The sequence below is a fragment of the Wolbachia endosymbiont (group A) of Chalcis sispes genome, from assembly GCF_964026765.1.
In the GTDB taxonomy this organism is placed as follows: Bacteria; Pseudomonadota; Alphaproteobacteria; order Rickettsiales; family Anaplasmataceae; genus Wolbachia; species Wolbachia pipientis.
Genome location: NZ_OZ034697.1, coordinates 336897 through 353043, shown reverse-complemented (window position 1 = coordinate 353043; position 16147 = coordinate 336897). Strand labels below are relative to the sequence as shown.

18 protein-coding genes and 1 pseudogene are annotated in these 16147 nt (G+C 35.5%); 8 read left to right on the top strand and 11 right to left on the bottom strand.

The features are described from left to right. Positions 1 to 9: 9 nt before the first annotated feature. Positions 10 to 1233, bottom strand: a complete 1224-nt coding sequence (locus tag AAGD72_RS01815; RefSeq protein ID WP_006279873.1) for a TolC family protein — start codon at positions 1231 to 1233, stop codon at positions 10 to 12. A gap of 129 nt (positions 1234 to 1362) precedes the next feature. Here AAGD72_RS01815 and rplM point away from each other — a divergent pair, with 129 nt between their 5' ends. The 3 genes from rplM (at position 1363) to AAGD72_RS01800 (ending at position 2745) form a co-directional block, all read left to right on the top strand. Then, positions 1363 to 1821 (top strand): 50S ribosomal protein L13, encoded by a 459-nt coding sequence (rplM, locus tag AAGD72_RS01810; RefSeq protein ID WP_010082596.1) that lies wholly within the window; start codon positions 1363 to 1365, stop codon positions 1819 to 1821. Between the two features lie 10 nt (positions 1822 to 1831). Continuing rightward, a complete protein-coding gene (gene rpsI, locus AAGD72_RS01805; RefSeq protein WP_007548415.1) occupies positions 1832 to 2287 on the top strand; it encodes a 30S ribosomal protein S9 in 456 nt (151 codons plus the stop codon). Positions 2288 to 2433: 146 nt separating this feature from the next. After that, positions 2434 to 2745 (top strand): HU family DNA-binding protein, encoded by a 312-nt coding sequence (locus AAGD72_RS01800; protein WP_006279876.1) that lies wholly within the window; start codon positions 2434 to 2436, stop codon positions 2743 to 2745. Here the strand turns inward: AAGD72_RS01800 and AAGD72_RS01795 are convergent. Next, the gene (locus AAGD72_RS01795) at positions 2738 to 3445 is read right to left on the bottom strand and encodes a pyridoxine 5'-phosphate synthase (protein WP_007548414.1); all 708 of its coding nucleotides are present in this window, start codon (positions 3443 to 3445) and stop codon (positions 2738 to 2740) included. The genes AAGD72_RS01800 and AAGD72_RS01795 overlap by 8 nt on opposite strands. 136 nt (positions 3446 to 3581) lie before the next feature. Here AAGD72_RS01795 and AAGD72_RS01790 point away from each other — a divergent pair, with 136 nt between their 5' ends. Genes AAGD72_RS01790 through AAGD72_RS01775 form a run of 4 tightly spaced genes read left to right on the top strand, consistent with a single transcriptional unit; the run spans position 3582 to position 4625 of the window. After that, on the top strand, positions 3582 to 3884 hold the full coding sequence (locus AAGD72_RS01790) for a transposase (protein ID WP_081818090.1): 303 nt from the start codon (positions 3582 to 3584) through the stop codon (positions 3882 to 3884). Then, entirely contained in the window at positions 3869 to 4303 is a 435-nt protein-coding gene (locus AAGD72_RS01785) for an IS3 family transposase (RefSeq protein WP_341815110.1), read from the top strand. Before AAGD72_RS01790 ends, AAGD72_RS01785 begins: the two co-directional genes overlap by 16 nt. A 3-nt stretch (positions 4304 to 4306) precedes the next feature. Further along, complete coding sequence (locus AAGD72_RS01780; RefSeq protein ID WP_264373729.1) at positions 4307 to 4468, top strand: hypothetical protein; 162 nt, start codon at positions 4307 to 4309, stop codon at positions 4466 to 4468. Beyond that, positions 4461 to 4625, top strand: a complete 165-nt coding sequence (locus AAGD72_RS01775) for an IS3 family transposase (protein ID WP_010082072.1) — start codon at positions 4461 to 4463, stop codon at positions 4623 to 4625. Before AAGD72_RS01780 ends, AAGD72_RS01775 begins: the two co-directional genes overlap by 8 nt. Positions 4626 to 5136: 511 nt before the next feature. Here AAGD72_RS01775 and AAGD72_RS01770 read toward each other — a convergent pair. The 9 genes from AAGD72_RS01770 to AAGD72_RS01730 form a co-directional block, all read right to left on the bottom strand. After that, positions 5137 to 5772, bottom strand: a complete 636-nt coding sequence (locus AAGD72_RS01770; RefSeq protein ID WP_077188484.1) for a hypothetical protein — start codon at positions 5770 to 5772, stop codon at positions 5137 to 5139. Positions 5773 to 5900: 128 nt separating this feature from the next. After that, positions 5901 to 8417, bottom strand: coding sequence for a leucine--tRNA ligase (gene leuS, locus AAGD72_RS01765; RefSeq protein WP_341814952.1), 2517 nt, complete (start codon positions 8415 to 8417; stop codon positions 5901 to 5903). Positions 8418 to 8429: 12 nt separating this feature from the next. After that, complete coding sequence (locus tag AAGD72_RS01760; RefSeq protein ID WP_006279879.1) at positions 8430 to 9026, bottom strand: murein hydrolase activator EnvC family protein; 597 nt, start codon at positions 9024 to 9026, stop codon at positions 8430 to 8432. 45 nt (positions 9027 to 9071) lie between these two features. After that, the gene (locus AAGD72_RS01755; RefSeq protein ID WP_006279880.1) at positions 9072 to 9398 is read right to left on the bottom strand and encodes a MerR family transcriptional regulator; all 327 of its coding nucleotides are present in this window, start codon (positions 9396 to 9398) and stop codon (positions 9072 to 9074) included. Beyond that, positions 9398 to 9703 (bottom strand): integration host factor subunit alpha, encoded by a 306-nt coding sequence (locus tag AAGD72_RS01750; protein WP_006279881.1) that lies wholly within the window; start codon positions 9701 to 9703, stop codon positions 9398 to 9400. The genes AAGD72_RS01755 and AAGD72_RS01750 overlap by 1 nt, the downstream gene beginning before the upstream one ends. Positions 9704 to 9781: 78 nt before the next feature. Then, positions 9782 to 10571, bottom strand: a protein-coding gene (locus tag AAGD72_RS01745; protein WP_341814566.1) for an IS5 family transposase whose coding sequence is annotated in 2 segments (ribosomal slippage) — positions 9782 to 10309 and positions 10311 to 10571 — 789 coding nt in all. Because the reading frame shifts where the segments join, the coding sequence is not laid out codon by codon here. Positions 10572 to 10607: 36 nt separating this feature from the next. Then, a complete protein-coding gene (locus AAGD72_RS01740; protein ID WP_341814951.1) occupies positions 10608 to 11816 on the bottom strand; it encodes an MFS transporter in 1209 nt (402 codons plus the stop codon). Between the two features lie 1029 nt (positions 11817 to 12845). Continuing rightward, positions 12846 to 14348 (bottom strand): leucyl aminopeptidase, encoded by a 1503-nt coding sequence (locus AAGD72_RS01735; RefSeq protein ID WP_010962337.1) that lies wholly within the window; start codon positions 14346 to 14348, stop codon positions 12846 to 12848. A gap of 96 nt (positions 14349 to 14444) precedes the next feature. Next, positions 14445 to 15086 carry a protocatechuate 3,4-dioxygenase gene (locus AAGD72_RS01730; RefSeq protein ID WP_010962336.1) on the bottom strand — a complete coding sequence of 214 codons (642 nt, stop codon included), beginning with the start codon at positions 15084 to 15086 and terminating at the stop codon, positions 14445 to 14447. A 466-nt stretch (positions 15087 to 15552) separates the two neighbouring features. Here AAGD72_RS01730 and AAGD72_RS01725 point away from each other — a divergent pair. After that, positions 15553 to 16123 (top strand): annotated as a pseudogene (locus AAGD72_RS01725) (DUF6444 domain-containing protein); the annotation flags it as partial. Positions 16124 to 16147 lie beyond the last annotated feature (24 nt).

Here is a 16147-nt window from a genome sequence, read left to right as displayed (position 1 = left end):
CCATTAAATTTAGAGGTCTATACTATTTATCATAAAAAGCAAGTTGTAAACACTAATCACATAATTGCTTTTTGCTTCAACTAAGTCTGAACGTGCTTTAAATAATGCATCTTCAGTGTCCAAAAGGTCAGATGTACTCTTTAAATTTAAGTTTACTTCTTGCTCAACTCCTTCCAATGCTAGAGCTGCTGCTTTTTCCGCTTCTTGACTTGCTTTGATAATGGCCTTTGCTGTCAACACATTATTCCAAGCATTTACAACTGCTTGTTCTATATTTTTTACCGTTTCATAATAATCGTAGGTAGATTTTTTTGCATCCATTTTAGCTTTACTGACACCAAAAGCATTAACTCCTCTCTTAAAGATTGGAACATCAAGAGTAAAAACTACATGAACATTTTCTAATAGTTTGTCTACCTTCATACCATCCTCCCCAAAATTTTTGCTTGCACTTAGATTTAAAGAAGGAAGCCACTTGGAGCTTTCAGCAATCACTTCCATTCCGGCTGCTCTTTTTTGATAAACTGCTGCTTTTAGAGATAAATTATTGGTTTTTGCTAACTGTAAACATTCATTTAGCTCTGGAACAGAAGGTAGTTTATCATTAGCTTCAGAAAGGTCATCAGCATCTTCGCCAATCAAATGATAATAAGCAATATTTACCAACTTTAATTTACCTTCAGCATCAACTCTTTCGGATATAGAAGACGAAAATTTTGCTTTTGCTAACAAAACTTCAGCATTGGTTACCTCTCCAAGGGAAAAGCGTTTTTTCATAGCTGACAAATGTTCCAAAGAAACGCGTTCTTTATGTTCTCTGAGCTTTAATATTTCTGTCTTTTGTAAAACATTAACATATGCTTTCACAGCATTAAGTGCAAGCTCTTGTTTTAATTGCTGAAATCGCATCTTTTCTGCTTTGAGAAGATGGCTTGATCGACTGAATGTGGCAAAGGTACCACCGCCATCGATTAATTTCTGGCGCAATGTAAGTTTTTTTTCAGATGTATCAAGATTAAAGTTACTATCGAAATTGTATTGCAAATTAATGTCAGGTAAAAATCCAGCTAACCCAGAAGATTTATAGTGTTTTTCTGCGCTTTTATATTGGTAAAATTGAGACTTTATTTTTGAGCTATTTTTGATGGCTTTGCTTATCACTTCTCCCACATCGGTTGCATAGCAACTTATAGTATTAAAAATGATCGCAAGTGTGATAATCAATCGAAACATTCTAATTCCTATGCATATTGGTTGCGCAGCTCAATTACTAACATAAATTACTTTAATAATCAATAACTAATATTGTTGACACTATTGAGAAATTAAGTATATCATAGCTTACTATTGTTGGATCAAATAATGAAGACTTTTTTCTTAAAGGAGAAACAAATCAATAAAAAGTGGTTTGTCATAGATGCAGAAGGATTAGTGGTAGGGAGGCTTGCAGCATTTGTAGCAACACTATTACGTGGAAAGCATAAACCTGAGTATACACCTCATATGGATTGTGGCGATAATGTAATTATTATCAACGCAGAAAAGGTGCATTTCACCGGAAAGAAGCTTAAAGATAAAATTTACTATAAGCATACAGGTTATTCTGGTGGTTTGAAGAAAACTACTCCAGATAATATTTTAAATGGCAAATTTCCTGAGCGTGTAATAGAAATGGCAGTGAAAAGGATGCTTGATGATGGGCCTATGGCACGTAGACGCTTTGAAAATTTGTATGTTTATTCTGGTTCAGAGCATAAGCATCAAGGACAGCAACCTGAAAAGATAGATTTTGCCTCTTTGAATCGTAAAAATAAAAAGTAATGGAGTAAAAATGAAGAGTTCTACAATAAATAACAATGATTGGTCAGAAAAGACAATTAAATCAGCAGTTGATTCGCTTGGTCGTTTATATGCTACAGGCCGAAGAAAAGAATCTGTAGCAAGAGTATGGATAAAGCCGGGGAGTGGAAAATTTAGTGTTAACAAAAAAGGCGATCTAATTTCTTATTTTAAAAGAGAGTCAGTGTGCCAAACAGTAAAAATGCCATTTGTTGCAACCTCTATGTTAGATAAATATGATGTATTTGCAACTGTAAAAGGTGGAGGGCTATCTGGTCAAGCAGGTGCTCTAGCTCATGGAATAAGCAGAGCTTTAAGTAGCGTAAGCCAAGATTTGCATTCTATATTACGTAATGGTGAGTTCTTAACTAGAGATTCACGTGTTGTTGAACGTAAGAAATATGGTCAACATAAAGCTCGGAAAAAGTGTCAATTTTCTAAGAGATAGTTATTTTATAGTGGTGTTTTTTTGTAAGTATTATACAAATATTTGCAAAAATGTATGATATCCTCTATTTTTGTGATGAATTTAGTTGACTATCGGTGTCAACATAATATGCTATTTATGTGATTTTTTCAATATTAAGGTAATTTATGAGTAAAGAAGATATAATAAAACAATTAAAGGAAGATTGTTCTAGTCAGAATATAGATATAACAAAATCTGATTTGAGCAAGATTCATGATGCGTTTATTAAAATAATAAAGAATGAGCTGCATGGGAAAGGTGAAATACGTTTGCATGGAATAGGAACATTTTCTACTGCTATCAGTCAGGAAAAACAATGTCGTAACCCCCAAAGTGGTGAGATCATGACTGTTCCTAAAAAGACAAGGGTAAAATTTAAAGCAAGCCAAACTCTTTTAAGTATTTTAAATGAGAAGGAAAAAGCAGCAGTTAGTTAGACATTGTCATTTTCATTGTTTTTACTACGCTGTGTAAGCCGTAAAATACAGCTTCGCTAATTAAATAGTGGCCTATGTTAAGAGCTGAGATGTGAGGTATTCTTGTCATCTTCTTAGCGTGTTCATAAGTTATGCCATGTCCTGCGTGGCATTCTATTCCTAATTTATTGACGTACTCTGCAGCATTAGTAATTAACTGTAACTTTTTTTCTGATGGATTATCACAGTAATCCCCTGTGTGAATTTCTATTATGTCAGGTTTTGTCCCTAGCTTTTCAAGATATTTTAGTTGATCAATATTTGGATCGATAAACAGTGAGACTTTTATGCTAGAGCTATGCATTTCCTCTATTATACTAGAAAGTTTACTGTGCATATTCACGATATCCAGGCCACCTTCGGTTGTTAATTCTTCTCTTTTTTCTGGTACTATACTAATCGAATAGGGTTTTACCTTTTTTGCTATTTCAAGCATTTCTTCCGTGGCTGCAATTTCAAGATTTAACTCAGTGCTAATGCTTTTTTTTAGGTTAAATACGTCTTCATCTCTAATATGCCTTCTATCTTCTCGTAAGTGTACAGTAATAAAGTCTGCTCCAGCGTCAATGGCTATTTCTGCTGCTTTCAATGGATCTGGATAAGAAGTTCCGCGTGCGTTGCGGAGGGTTGCAACGTGATCGATATTAACACCTAGTTTCACAATCTACCTCAGAAATTATTTATAGATTATACATGTTATTAGGTTTTTTGCATAGTCATTGTTTGACCTTACCCAGAAAAAGTGGAGAGAAAGAAAGGAGTTTTTTCGGGTAAAATAAAATTTTGGAGGATTAGAAATGGTAAGAGAATATACAGCAGAATTCAAATTGGAAGCTGTTAAACTGGCAAATGAACAAAGAAAGGCAGGTCAAACAATTACAAAAATAGCAAAGGATTTAGGAATAAAGGGTGGTTTATTAGGAAAATGGATAAAGAAACACAACGAAAAAAAGTCGGCAGCAGATGCATTTCCAGGTAGAGGTAACATGGCTCCTTACGACAAAGAGAGGTTTGATTTACAAAGCAAGAGTAACAAGGGAAAGAGACATTTAAAAAAAAGCCCTGGCCAGTCAAAAAGAGTAAAATATTTTTTTATATAGTAACTGCTATAAAGTACAGGAATTATGTAGGATTTTCTGCTAGTGGCTACTATAAGTGGACCACAAGAAAAATAAGCAGTAGAGAATCAGCAAATAAAGAGCTACTCGAAGCTATTCAAAAAATATATCAAGTTTCTAAATGTAGATATGGAGCTCCTAAAATTCATGCTGAATTGAAGGCTTTGGGTAAAAGTTGCAACTTAAAAACAGTGCAAAGTATTATGCAGAAAAATGGTATTCAGGCTATATTGAGAAGAAAATTTAAAATTAAGAAACAACAAACGGACAGTAGAGTCGTAGCTCCCAATATACTAGATCAAAACTTTATTGTTGATCAACCAAATAAAGTATGGGATTACTTACATCAAAACCAAGGAGGGATGGCTATATTTGGCAGCAATAATTCTCACGTATGGTAGTTAATGAGTAGTGCAATAAATAAACAATTGGTTATGAACTCTTTATTAATGGCCATTAATAGGCGTAAACCTGTTAAAAATCTACTGCTGCACAGTGACCAAGGTTCACAATATACTTTGCAAGGTTATCAATATCTCTTAGCTGTAAAGAATATAGATGAGTAATAAAGGCTGTTGTTACGACAATTCTGTTGCAGAAAGCTTCTTTAGCTCATTGAAAAGAGAAATACTTATTGATACTTCACAACACTCTGCTCAACAAACTAGAACTGCAATATTTGAATACATAGAAATTTTTTATAACAAACAACGTCACTATTAACTATTGCATTCCAGAACAATTTGATGCATCATTCTTTTTGTAAAAAACATTCCAAACTTTCTCTCCACTTTTTCTGGGTAAGGTCAATTGACAACTGTCCACTTTCTATTCCCATGGCTTCATATTTTTTGCCTTGACCAAGAAAAAATTCAGCTATTGCCTTACTTTCTCTTGCAACAACTTCTTCCTTAACAATTTTTCCTTTCTCATCAACGATACTTATAAAAGTTTCTTTTAGTGAGATCGCTATAATATTCCATGAGACTGCTCCTACTAATAAAAGTTTAAATTATTTTTGAAGAACTTATTCTACTGAATTCGTTACTTCGTGCTAAAATAATGGACTCCATCATTCAACAGCAATTACAGTATGTTTACCCTTTTTCTTGTTATTTTTCTAATCTATAGCTAGCGTTCAAAACCATATTCGAAAATACGTTTTCGGATTTTTTTTAATGCTGTTTATTTCATCCTCAACATCGTCTCTACCTTTATGAACTAAGTAGCAGCATTAAAAATTATAACGTACCCCTATCTCTAGAGTTGCATCTGGTATTTGTTTTGCTTTTATACCACTTAGTTGCCCACCCATGGTCATACCAACTGCACCAATTATCTGCGGAGTAATTTCATAATCAACACCTAACTTTAGTTTATAGGAAATAGAACTCAGTATTTTATCTACTACAGATGAACCAGCAGCTTCACCACCTGATTCTGGAGCACCTTGTGTTTCTTCTTCCTTTTCTTTTTCTTCTTGTGAACTATTGTCATCACCATCAACTGTATCACTAACACCAAAGCCAAAAGGTGTTATTTGGAGATATCCTCCTAAACCTCCGCTGACATATAGTTTAACGGGATCAATATCAAGGTCAGGATAGAAGCGGTAGTTTGCCAATAAGCTAGCTCCTATGCTCTTTAATGACTTAATATTACTGAGAACCTCAAGTTCAAATTTAGAGTTTTGGTCATAATGGTAACCAAGAACAACACCAGGTTTCATTTTAAAGCCACCACCCCAACCAGCACCAAAGTTTAAACCTGCATAGTACTTATCTTCTGACTTACTTGCACTATTACTAGCTGCACCTGCTAGAGATGAAGTAAGCAACACAGCCAAAACGCACAATCTCTTTATTTTCATATAACTCCTCATACAAAAAAATATATAATGCATAAGTATATATCCTTTATATTAAAAAAGATATAACTACATGTCAAAAAAAGTATAGCCATAAAATCAGATTATATAAAACGTACTACTCAGGTCTTTTATATAACTATATTTACTATCTTATTTGGTACAGCATATACAGTGCGAACTTTGCTTTGATCGATCTTACTGGACACAGAGTCTATCGCTATTTTCTTCAATTCTTCTTGAGGTAAGTTAATTGCCACCTTGATTGTTGTACGTAATTTTCCATTGATTTGCACTGCTATAGTTACCGTATCGTCAACTAATAATGATTCATCAGCTTTTGGCCAAGGTTGACCTCCTATTTCTTGCCATAGGCTTTCAGCTAGATGTGGTATGAATGGTTCGATTACTCTGATTAATATACATATACCTTCATCAATAAGAGATTTTCCAGTTTTTACGTCTATTTCAGCTATTAAATTCGTCATTTCACGAAATTTTGCCACTACACAGTTTAATCTGCAGTTTTCCAAGTCATCTGTAAGTCCATGTAAGAGTTTATGAATTTTTTTTCTGTACTCTAGAAGTCCACCCGTAACACTTTTGTTATCATAGTGCATATTCACAGGCTTAAGCTGCATGACCATACGCCACAATTTATTTACATAACGAGAACAACCTTCCACGCCATCATCGGACCATTCCATATCTTTCTCTGGAGGAGTGTCAGACAACACAAACAAGCGGGCAGTATCAGCACCATACTTTTCTATGATAAAATTTGGATCAACTGTGTTCTTTTTCGATTTGCTCATTTTTTCAACTTTGCCCACTTGAACTTTTGCACCTCGCGCTATTAATTCTTTTGCTTCTGCGGGAAATAGCCACTTACCATTTTCGTCTTTATAAGTTGCATGGCAGACCATTCCTTGAGTGATTAAAGTAGAGAAAGGCTCTTTAATATCAAAATAGCCACATTTGGTTAAAGCACGGCAGAAAAATCTTGAATAAAGCAAATGCAGAATTGCATGTTCTATCCCACCTATATAATAATCAACAGGCATAAAACGATTACATGCATCTTTGTCTATTGATTTATCTTCACTACAGAATGCAGCAAAATACCAGGAAGATTCAAAAAAGGTGTCGAATGTATCAGTTTCACGCTCTGCTTGCTTTCCGCACTTTGGACAATCAACAAATTTCCAAGTTGGGTGCTTATCCAGCGGATTGCCACCACTTGTAAATTCTACATCTATTGGTAGAACTACAGGAAGGTCTTTTTCTGGCACTGGAACAGTTCCGCAATCTTTGCAATATATGATAGGTATAGGGCATCCCCAATAACGCTGCCTTGAAACTCCCCAATCGTGCAAACGATAGTTTATTGTTTTTTTGCCTATTTCTTTTTCTTCAAATTTTTTAACTATGGCTTCCTTTGCTTCACTAACCATTAATCCGTTTAAGAATTCGGAGTTAAACATTGTCCCGTCTCCAGTATACGCCTCCTTTGTCATCTGAGTAGCTTGACACTGGGATCCATTGTAAGAATTCTGGTCACGCGCTGGAATGACACCTAAGTGGGCTGAAGAAATAACGGGAATTATCGGCAAATTATATTTCTGTGCAAATTCAAAGTCACGCTGATCATGTGCAGGGCAACCAAAAATCGCGCCTTCCCCATATTCCATCAACACAAAATTCGCTATGTAAAGCGGCAATTCCTTATCAAGAAATGGATGTTTGACGTTTAATCCGGTGTAAACTCCTATTTTTTCATCGTTCTCTCTTTTCGATTTTATTTCCTGGATCCCAGTGTCAAGCACTGGGATGACAACAGAAGAACCATTCTTTAAATCCTGCACAATAGGGTGCTCTGCTGCCACTGCACAAAAAGAAGCCCCAAACAAAGTATGAGGATAAGTTGTAAAAACTTTTAATTTCTTATTCAGGCCAACTACTTCAAACTCTATAGTTGCTCCTTCAGATTTTCCTATCCAACGCTCCTGCATTGTTTTGACTTTTTCTGGCCAATTTTTCAAACTTTGCAGGCACTTGAGTAAATCTTCAGCGAAATCAGTAATCTTTAAAAACCATTGGGACAACTTACGTTTTTCAACAACTGCACCTGATCGCCATCCTTTTCCATCAACCACCTGTTCATTTGCAAGCACTGTTTGGTCCACTGGATCCCAGTTAACCCATGATTCTTTTCGATAGGCAAGCCCATGCTTTAAAAAATCCAGGAAAAATTTTTGTTCGTGTTTGTAATAATCAGGCTCACATGTGGAGAGTTCACGCTCCCAATTATAAGAAAGACCTATAGATTTCAACTGTGTACGCATATTATCTATATTCTCTTTTGTCCATGTTTCGGGGCTAATATTGTTATCCCTTGCTGCATTCTCAGCTGGTAATCCAAACGCATCCCAGCCAATTGGATGCAAAACCTCAAATCCATTAGCTCTCTTGTAACGCGCTATCACATCCCCTATTGCATAGTTACGTAAGTGTCCCATATGAATTTTACCAGATGGATATGGAAACATTTCCAACACGTAACACTTTTCTTGTTTACCACTCTTGCTTACAGAAAAATCCCATTTATCTTGATAAAATTTTTCAACACTTTTAAAATCATATTTCATATAAATCCAAATTCAATTACAGTTCATATGCATCAAAGGATCAACCGCTTGGCCATTATGTCGTATTGTGAAACACATCTGTGGATCTTTATCTTGTGTGCTTGATTTACCTGCAGATCCAATTACTTGACCTTGCTTTACTTTATCGCCAATTTCAACATGTATGTTTTTTAAATAGGAGTACACAGTCATGTAATTATCTTTGTGTTCCACTATAATTAAATTCCCATACCATCTCAGCCCTTTGCCTACATATATCACTTTGCCTGGTGCAGAGGAAACTACGTTCGTTCCATTTTGAGCAGCAATTTTTATGCCATCCTTACACATTTCATCAGAAGAGGTAGCTGAACCTTTAACTGGCATTACAAATTTACAATTTACCCCCACATTTTGTGTATTATTGTTATCTTTGTATATCCTATTTATGATGGCTTTTCTACTTTCTTTTTGCACTGAAGGCTCCCTAATTAAATGGTACTCTCTTGTATATTCCAGATCTCTTTTTCCGTAAAATTCTTCGCCTTTAAGCAGCACAGGTGCAGGTTTTTGCAGGCCACAGCCTATTAATATTGCTAATAACATAAGAAATGAGGCTATATGCCACATTTTAAACTCTCACAAAACTCCAAAATTTTAGCGAGACGTAGTGTTTCACGCCTGCTTGTTACTTTCCTCGTTATTTATTTTACTAGTTAAATAGTCCCTCAAATCGGTGAGTTCTTGCAACAAATTCTTTGTGACTTTTATATCATTACCAAATTCTTTTTGCACTCCTTTTATTGTATATCCTTTATCATATAGCATGTATTTTACTTTCTTTATGGCCTCTATACACTTGCGATCATATAGCCTTCTTCCTTTACGCTTTGTAGGCTTAATTTGATGAAATTGACCTTCCCAAAATCTCAAAACATGCTGTTCCAAATGTAGCTCTTCAGCTACTTCCCCAATCGTATAAAATAATTTTTCCTTGTTCATTAATTATTGATTGATTTTTTTATAATTTTTGAAGGCCTAAAAGAAACTGAATTTCTTGCCTGAATCATCACTTTCTCCGATGTATTTGGTATATTTCCTGGTCTTTCCTTCTTTTTCTTAACCAAGAATGTTCCAAATGACGATATTTTTACTATTCCATCCTTTACCAAGCTTGTCTTTATTTCGTCCAATATATCATCTATTATCGAAACAGAGTCTTCCTTTGATAATCCTATTTCTTGGTTTATATCTCCAGCTATCGTTGCCTTAGTTACTGTTGTGTCTTTTGTTGTAACGTGATCCATTATTGATAAATATTACAATACGTAAATATAATATAGCAATCGACTCGAGATTCAGCTACTTTATTTTTTAGAACCTGTTTAAAATCTTCGTAATAGGAGAGAAATGAAGGAAAGGACAATCATTTGCAAGCTGGTATTGAGTTTACGTTCGCAATTTTTCCATAGCCGTCTACACTTTTCTAACCAAGCAAAAGAACGCTCAACAACCCATCTCTTTGGCAATACAACAAAAGAATGTAATTCACTGCGCTTTATTACCTCAACAGTTGCACCAATAATATCTTTTATTTGGGTTGCAAAAATTTTTCCTGTGTAGCCTGCATCAACCAATATATTTTTGACTTCAGAAAGGGTATCTTTAGCATTTTCAACCATTCTTACAGCGCTACTACGATCAGTTACTTCTGCTGTTGTTACATAAATTGCATGTGGTAGACCTTGAGTATCAACTGCAATATGACGCTTTATGCCTGAAATCTTTTTACCTGCATCATAGCCCTTTTTTTCAGCAGTATCTGTGTTTTTAACACTTTGAGCATCAATTATACAGAAGCTAGTTTTCTCTTTCCGACCATTGTTGATACGGATCTCTCCAACCAATTTTTTTTAAAACTAATTCCAACAAACTTGGTTCTTCTCCATTCTTTTTATTCCACATTTGAAAATAGTAATATACGCTTTCCCACCTTGGAAAATCTTTTGGCAACATTCTCCACTGGCAACCACTTTTTAGGACGTATAACACTGTACGAAATACATCATACAAATCAAGTTTTCTTGGTCTCGTTTTCTTCCTGCTACTCTCTAGTATTGGTCTGATTTTTTCAAATTGCTCTCGACTCATATCACTTGGATAATTTTTACGCATAGATATACCTCATTCTTAATCTACCACTATTTTACCTCATCTCTCCGAGATTTTAAACAGGTTCTTAGAGTATGTCTCTTTTGTTGCATAATTTAAAATACCGGCAACTATCAATATCGCAAATATTGCAAAAAGTGCCATTTTATGATCTGTAAAAAGTGCTAACATTGACACTATAACTCCACTGCCAATAAACATAAATCCATTGATAATGGATGATGATGTGCTGATGTATTTTCGTTTCACAATCTCGCTGCCGACAGTAAAATTAAGCATATGTCCTCCCGCAAAAAACCCGAACATTAACATACAAAAGTACACAACGTGGACTGTTAAATGGCTGTATAGTAAAATAATAATTGAGACGCCTTGCAATAAAGCAAAAGCAGAAATTACATGTTTCCTATTTTTAAATAAGTTTGAGATTCGATCTGCAATTGGAGCACCAACTGCAAGACCAAGCCATAGTATTGCAGTTGCTATACCTGACTCCATTGCATTGAGTTCTGAGTTGCCCAGTAACCTTGGAGCCCACAAGGTATTAAGTGCTAAAAATGTTCCAAAAGTAATAGCACCCACCACTGAAGTTATCCAGATATCTCTTAATTTTAGCACTGTTAATATAGAGCACATTACTGTCTTCATAGAGCTTTTTATTGTGCGCTTTTCTGAGCTGCTTTCTGGAAGTGTGTTTGGACAAAAAAGCGTAAGTACAAATATCAACACACCAAATAGTATTATGCATACAATCAGATTTTTCCAATATGCATCTTCGGCAAGCAAGTTAGAGAACAGTATTTGAATTACCAAAGCAGAAAGGCTTGAAATTGTCTGCACTAGTGAAAACATTAGTCCAAATTGGGCAGCGGAAAAACATATGCTACTTGTGTGAGCAGCACCAATAAAACCAAATGATGCTCCAGTTGCAATCAACACTTGAGACAAAATCAAATGGGAGAAATTGTCACTATTAATAAGGACAAAAAACCCCAAGATCATAGTTGATAACGAGAAAAAATAAATTTTTTTACTGGAAAAAACATTAAACGTTGCTCCACTAAAAAATTGTAAGATGGCGAAAGTCCAAGTATATGCTGAATTAGCCAGTGCAACTTGCGCGATTGTAAGTCCAAGTTCCTTTTCGAGATTTACACTTATAAAGGTATAAATTATCTGCATGTTGCTGAATATAACAACCAAGTTACTAATCAGCCAAATGAACCAAGCCTTAGCTCTGCTTTCCATAAGATTTATTTTTATAAGTAATCTATTAGAAATTTAACACTAAGTCTCTTTTTAAGCTATTGTTTCCTGACTACTGTTATAGCTAACCCAAAAAACGGTTTCCCTACGTCATGCCGCCGCGGTATCTCTTAGCCGCTAACAAGCAGCGGGATGACGATTGTCAGGGTGTCATCCCAGCGCCCCTATGATGTCATCCGAGTAGCCAACACTGGTTTCCATCCAAGACGGTGTCATTCCAGTGCTTGACACTGGAATGGCTTTGTTGCATCGCTACTTATGAAAGGCTAACTATAATTAGGATTATAAGCAACTTATTGAAAATCTTGTTTTTTTGCAATCAATCTGATCAAATTTAAGAATAGTAATTTGTTATTTATATTAATAAATTTAATTCTATTGAAAATAGCTAAAGCATTGAAATTCTTGAATTTTAGCCAGATTAGTGAGTGGTAGTGAAATTTCTTTTACTCAAATTTAGGTATTCACTGACCGTTCTTGTTATAAATACCAGAATAATAAGCTACTGATATTCCCTATCTTTTTTATCTTTAATCCATCATAGCTAGCGATGCAACAAAGCCCACTGGAATCCAGACTTTAATTGTTATACTTGTAAATAATCTGGTGAAAATAAACGTTCATCTCAAAATGCAGTATTTTTGTTGAAATAGCTCAACTGGATCCCAGTGTCTGGGCACTGGGATGACACCATAGGAGGCTACTTGGATGACAAAAAAAGGAGCACTGGGATGACAGCAGTCCTACGTCATACCGCCGCGGTATCTCTAGATCCCGCTAACAAGCAGCGGGATGACGAGCTTATCGTCACGCCGCCACGAACCGTCATACCGCGATCCATTCGCGGTATCTCAGCCGCTAACAAGTAGCGGGATGACGGTTGTCAGGGTGTCATGAAAGTAGCTGACACTGGAATCCAGAAAAAAAGAAATATGTATCAGCTACTTTCATTTGCTGCGCCTCGAAAATAAACGTTCATGTAGCTAAGCCATAAATCCAGTATAAAGACCTTTAATCATTGGCTTCGTAGTACTTCTCAACCAACTTATTAAGTAACCTTACACCAAAACCTACTGCTCCTCTTGGACAAATGTCAGTACCTTTCTCGTGCCAAGCAGTGCCTGCGATATCTAAATGTGCCCAGCAAGTTTCATTCACAAAACGCTGTAAAAACTGTGCAGCCATTATGCTATCTCCACCAGAGCCTGCAGGAGCGATGTTTTGAACATCAGCAATCGGTGAATCAATAATTTTGTCATAAGTTTCATTCATAGGAAAACGCCATAACTTCTCATTTACTTCATTTCCTGCATCAATCAGACGGTTTGCTAATTCATCATTATTTGAAAAAAGACCAGCATATTCGTTATTTCCAAGTGCAACCACTATAGCACCAGTTAAAGTTGCAAGATCAATCATAAATTTTGGTGAGAATCTATCTTGCGTATACCATAAAGCATCTGCAAGTATGAGCCTTCCTTCTGCATCGGTGTTCAACACTTCTATTGTTTGTCCAGACATTGAAGTTACTACATCACTTGGTCTTTGAGCATTACCACCCACTGCATTTTCTGCAAGTGCGACCACACCGATCGCATTTACTTTTGCTTTTCGTCCTGCTAAAGCATGCATCACCCCAACCACAGTAGCAGAGCCTGCCATGTCATATTTCATTGACTCCATACCACGTGAAGGTTTGAGTGATACTCCACCAGTGTCAAACGTTATACCTTTACCAACAAAAGCTATAGGCTTTTGTTCTTTAGAAGCTCCATTCCATTTTATCACTACTAATTTTGGTTCTTTACTACTTCCTTGTGCAACTCCAAGCAAGGCTCCCATTTTTTTCTCTTCCATCTGCTTTTTATCAAGCACCTCGATTTCAAGGCCAAGCTTAGTAAGTTCTTTTTTTATATGATCAGCATAGGATTCTGGATATAGAATGTTAGGAGGCTCTGTTATAAAAGAGCGCGCAAGGAATATACTCTCACCTTCTTGCCTTAAGTGCTCAAATGATCTTTCAGCATTACTTAATTGTTCATCTTTTACTAATACGGTAATCTCCTCTACCTCTGTAATTTTCTCATCCTTTTTAGTTTTATACTTATCAAACTTAAAACTACGCAGAAACGCACCATATGCAACATTTGCTGCACTACCTTCGATTAAAACCGCTGCTTTTTTAATTTTTAATCTGCTTAGCTCACAATATATTTTACCACCAATATTTAATTCTTTATTTTCATTCCATTCATCCTTCTTACCCAGTCCAACAACTATAACATTTTTTTCTTCTGGCAAAGCAGTAGAGAAAAATTCACCAAAACTTCCATTGAAATCGCTAAATTGCTTTATATTATCTATGACCTGTTTTCCTTGCAAAACTCCGCCATCATTTACGGTTTCGTTGTCTTCAAATAAACCCATTACTATTGTTTTAAAATCGGGCGAAATTTTAGAAATTGTTATTTTCATTGCTGGTATCTCCGTTGCAAATAATTGTAAACTGTACATAAAACATAGCAAAAACATCAGTAAGATATTTTTCGTATACATCCTAAGTACAATAACACTTAAGTTTACTATGGACTCCCTTACATGCAAGGTTTTTTATCTTTTATTAGAGAACTTATTATATCCGCCCAAGGTAATGTTAAACGTATAGGTTTTTATGACCTGATCACTGTAAGTAAATGGTGTTATGAGAAGGCTTGCAAGCCCATTACTAACAAAATCTTCAAGAACAGGATCAGCGCAATTATCGCAATTATGGTCAGCAAAAAACATTTGCGTTGTGAATTCTGGAAAATCCGGATGTTGAACTAGAAAGTTGATATGTGGAGCTCTATCACCAATTTTACCAGGTGCTATCGTAATAAAATTATAATAGCCAAGATTATTCACTACAAACCTTCCTGATCCAGCAAAATTCAGATCATCCTCTATATTCTTATCGTAATGGTTCACGCCGCGTGAATTCGCGTGCCATATAGAAACTACAGCATTTTGTATTGGTAAGCAGTTTATATCAGTAATTCTACCCACTATGTGTATTAATTCCCCTATTGCACTATTTGGAGAACCAGGTTTCCTTCTTAAATTGTTTGAAGAGCTAAAATTTTTCGGCCTTGCATCAAGGTCATATATTTCCGGAGTTTTAATGCAGTTGAGCAAAACAGGATCAGCTGCAAATAGCGGCAAACTGAATATCATTTGTACTAAAAGTGCTAACAAGATATTTTTCACATTCATTTCATTTATAATAGACTTCTTGCATAACCATATAACAAACTTTTATTGGAAATAGAAACGAAAAAACTTGCTTGACACCCTTCGCCAGCCCCCTTATCATGAAACTGAAGGTATTCAGTTATCTTCATCTGTGCAGATTAAACAGCAAGAAAACAACGTAGTTGGCGTCTTATTTTTAATTTTTTGCACTATGTGCACCTTATGTCTTCACAATATTTCTAGGTTTTTACCTACACAAGCTGAAACGCGCTATTTAAAACATTAAAAAACGCCAACTTAAAAAATGGATAGTGAATAACTAGCTACCCTAGGGTTTCTTTTGCCTTTTTTTCTGTTTAGTAAATTGTATCCGTTCAGCGGAGTGGTAGAATAAGGTAGACAAAGCAAGATAATAAAGATAATCATAGAGCAAAAGTGAGGTAATGTGGTAAACCTTTGAGAACTTTGCAAAAATTTACAGCAAAAAATAGAAAAACTGAAAGCAGAGATAGAAAACTTAAAAGCAGAAAATAAAGCTTTAAAGATAGAGAACGCTGAATTAAAGGAAAGGCTCGGTTTAAATTCAAAAAACTCATCCCTGCCCAGCTCAAAAGAGCTATACAAAATAAAAAAGGACAAGCCAAAAAGCGAAAGGAATGTTGGCGATCAGGTTGGGCATAAAGGAAATTTTCATGCCACAATGGAAGCGGATAAAGTAGTAAAAATAGAGTTGCCTAATATTTGCGAATGCGGAGGAGAGCTTGTAATATGCGAAAAACCTTATGTTCACCAAAAAGTTGATCTTCCGGAAATTAGGCCTTATGTAGTAATTGGAACATGGTCGTTGTTGGAGATGCAGAAAAAGAAAAAGTAGCAAGTTACCAGAAGGTGTTACGCCAGATACATTTGGTCCAAGGGTTAAGTCTATAATTGCAGCACTCAGCGGATTTTACAAAAACTCAAAGCGTGAAGTGGCTAGTATCATAAATGACATTTTTAATTTGAACATAAGTGTTGGCAGCATATCAAATCTTACTATTACCCACAAATATAAATGTACTTATAAATAAAGTATTACAATA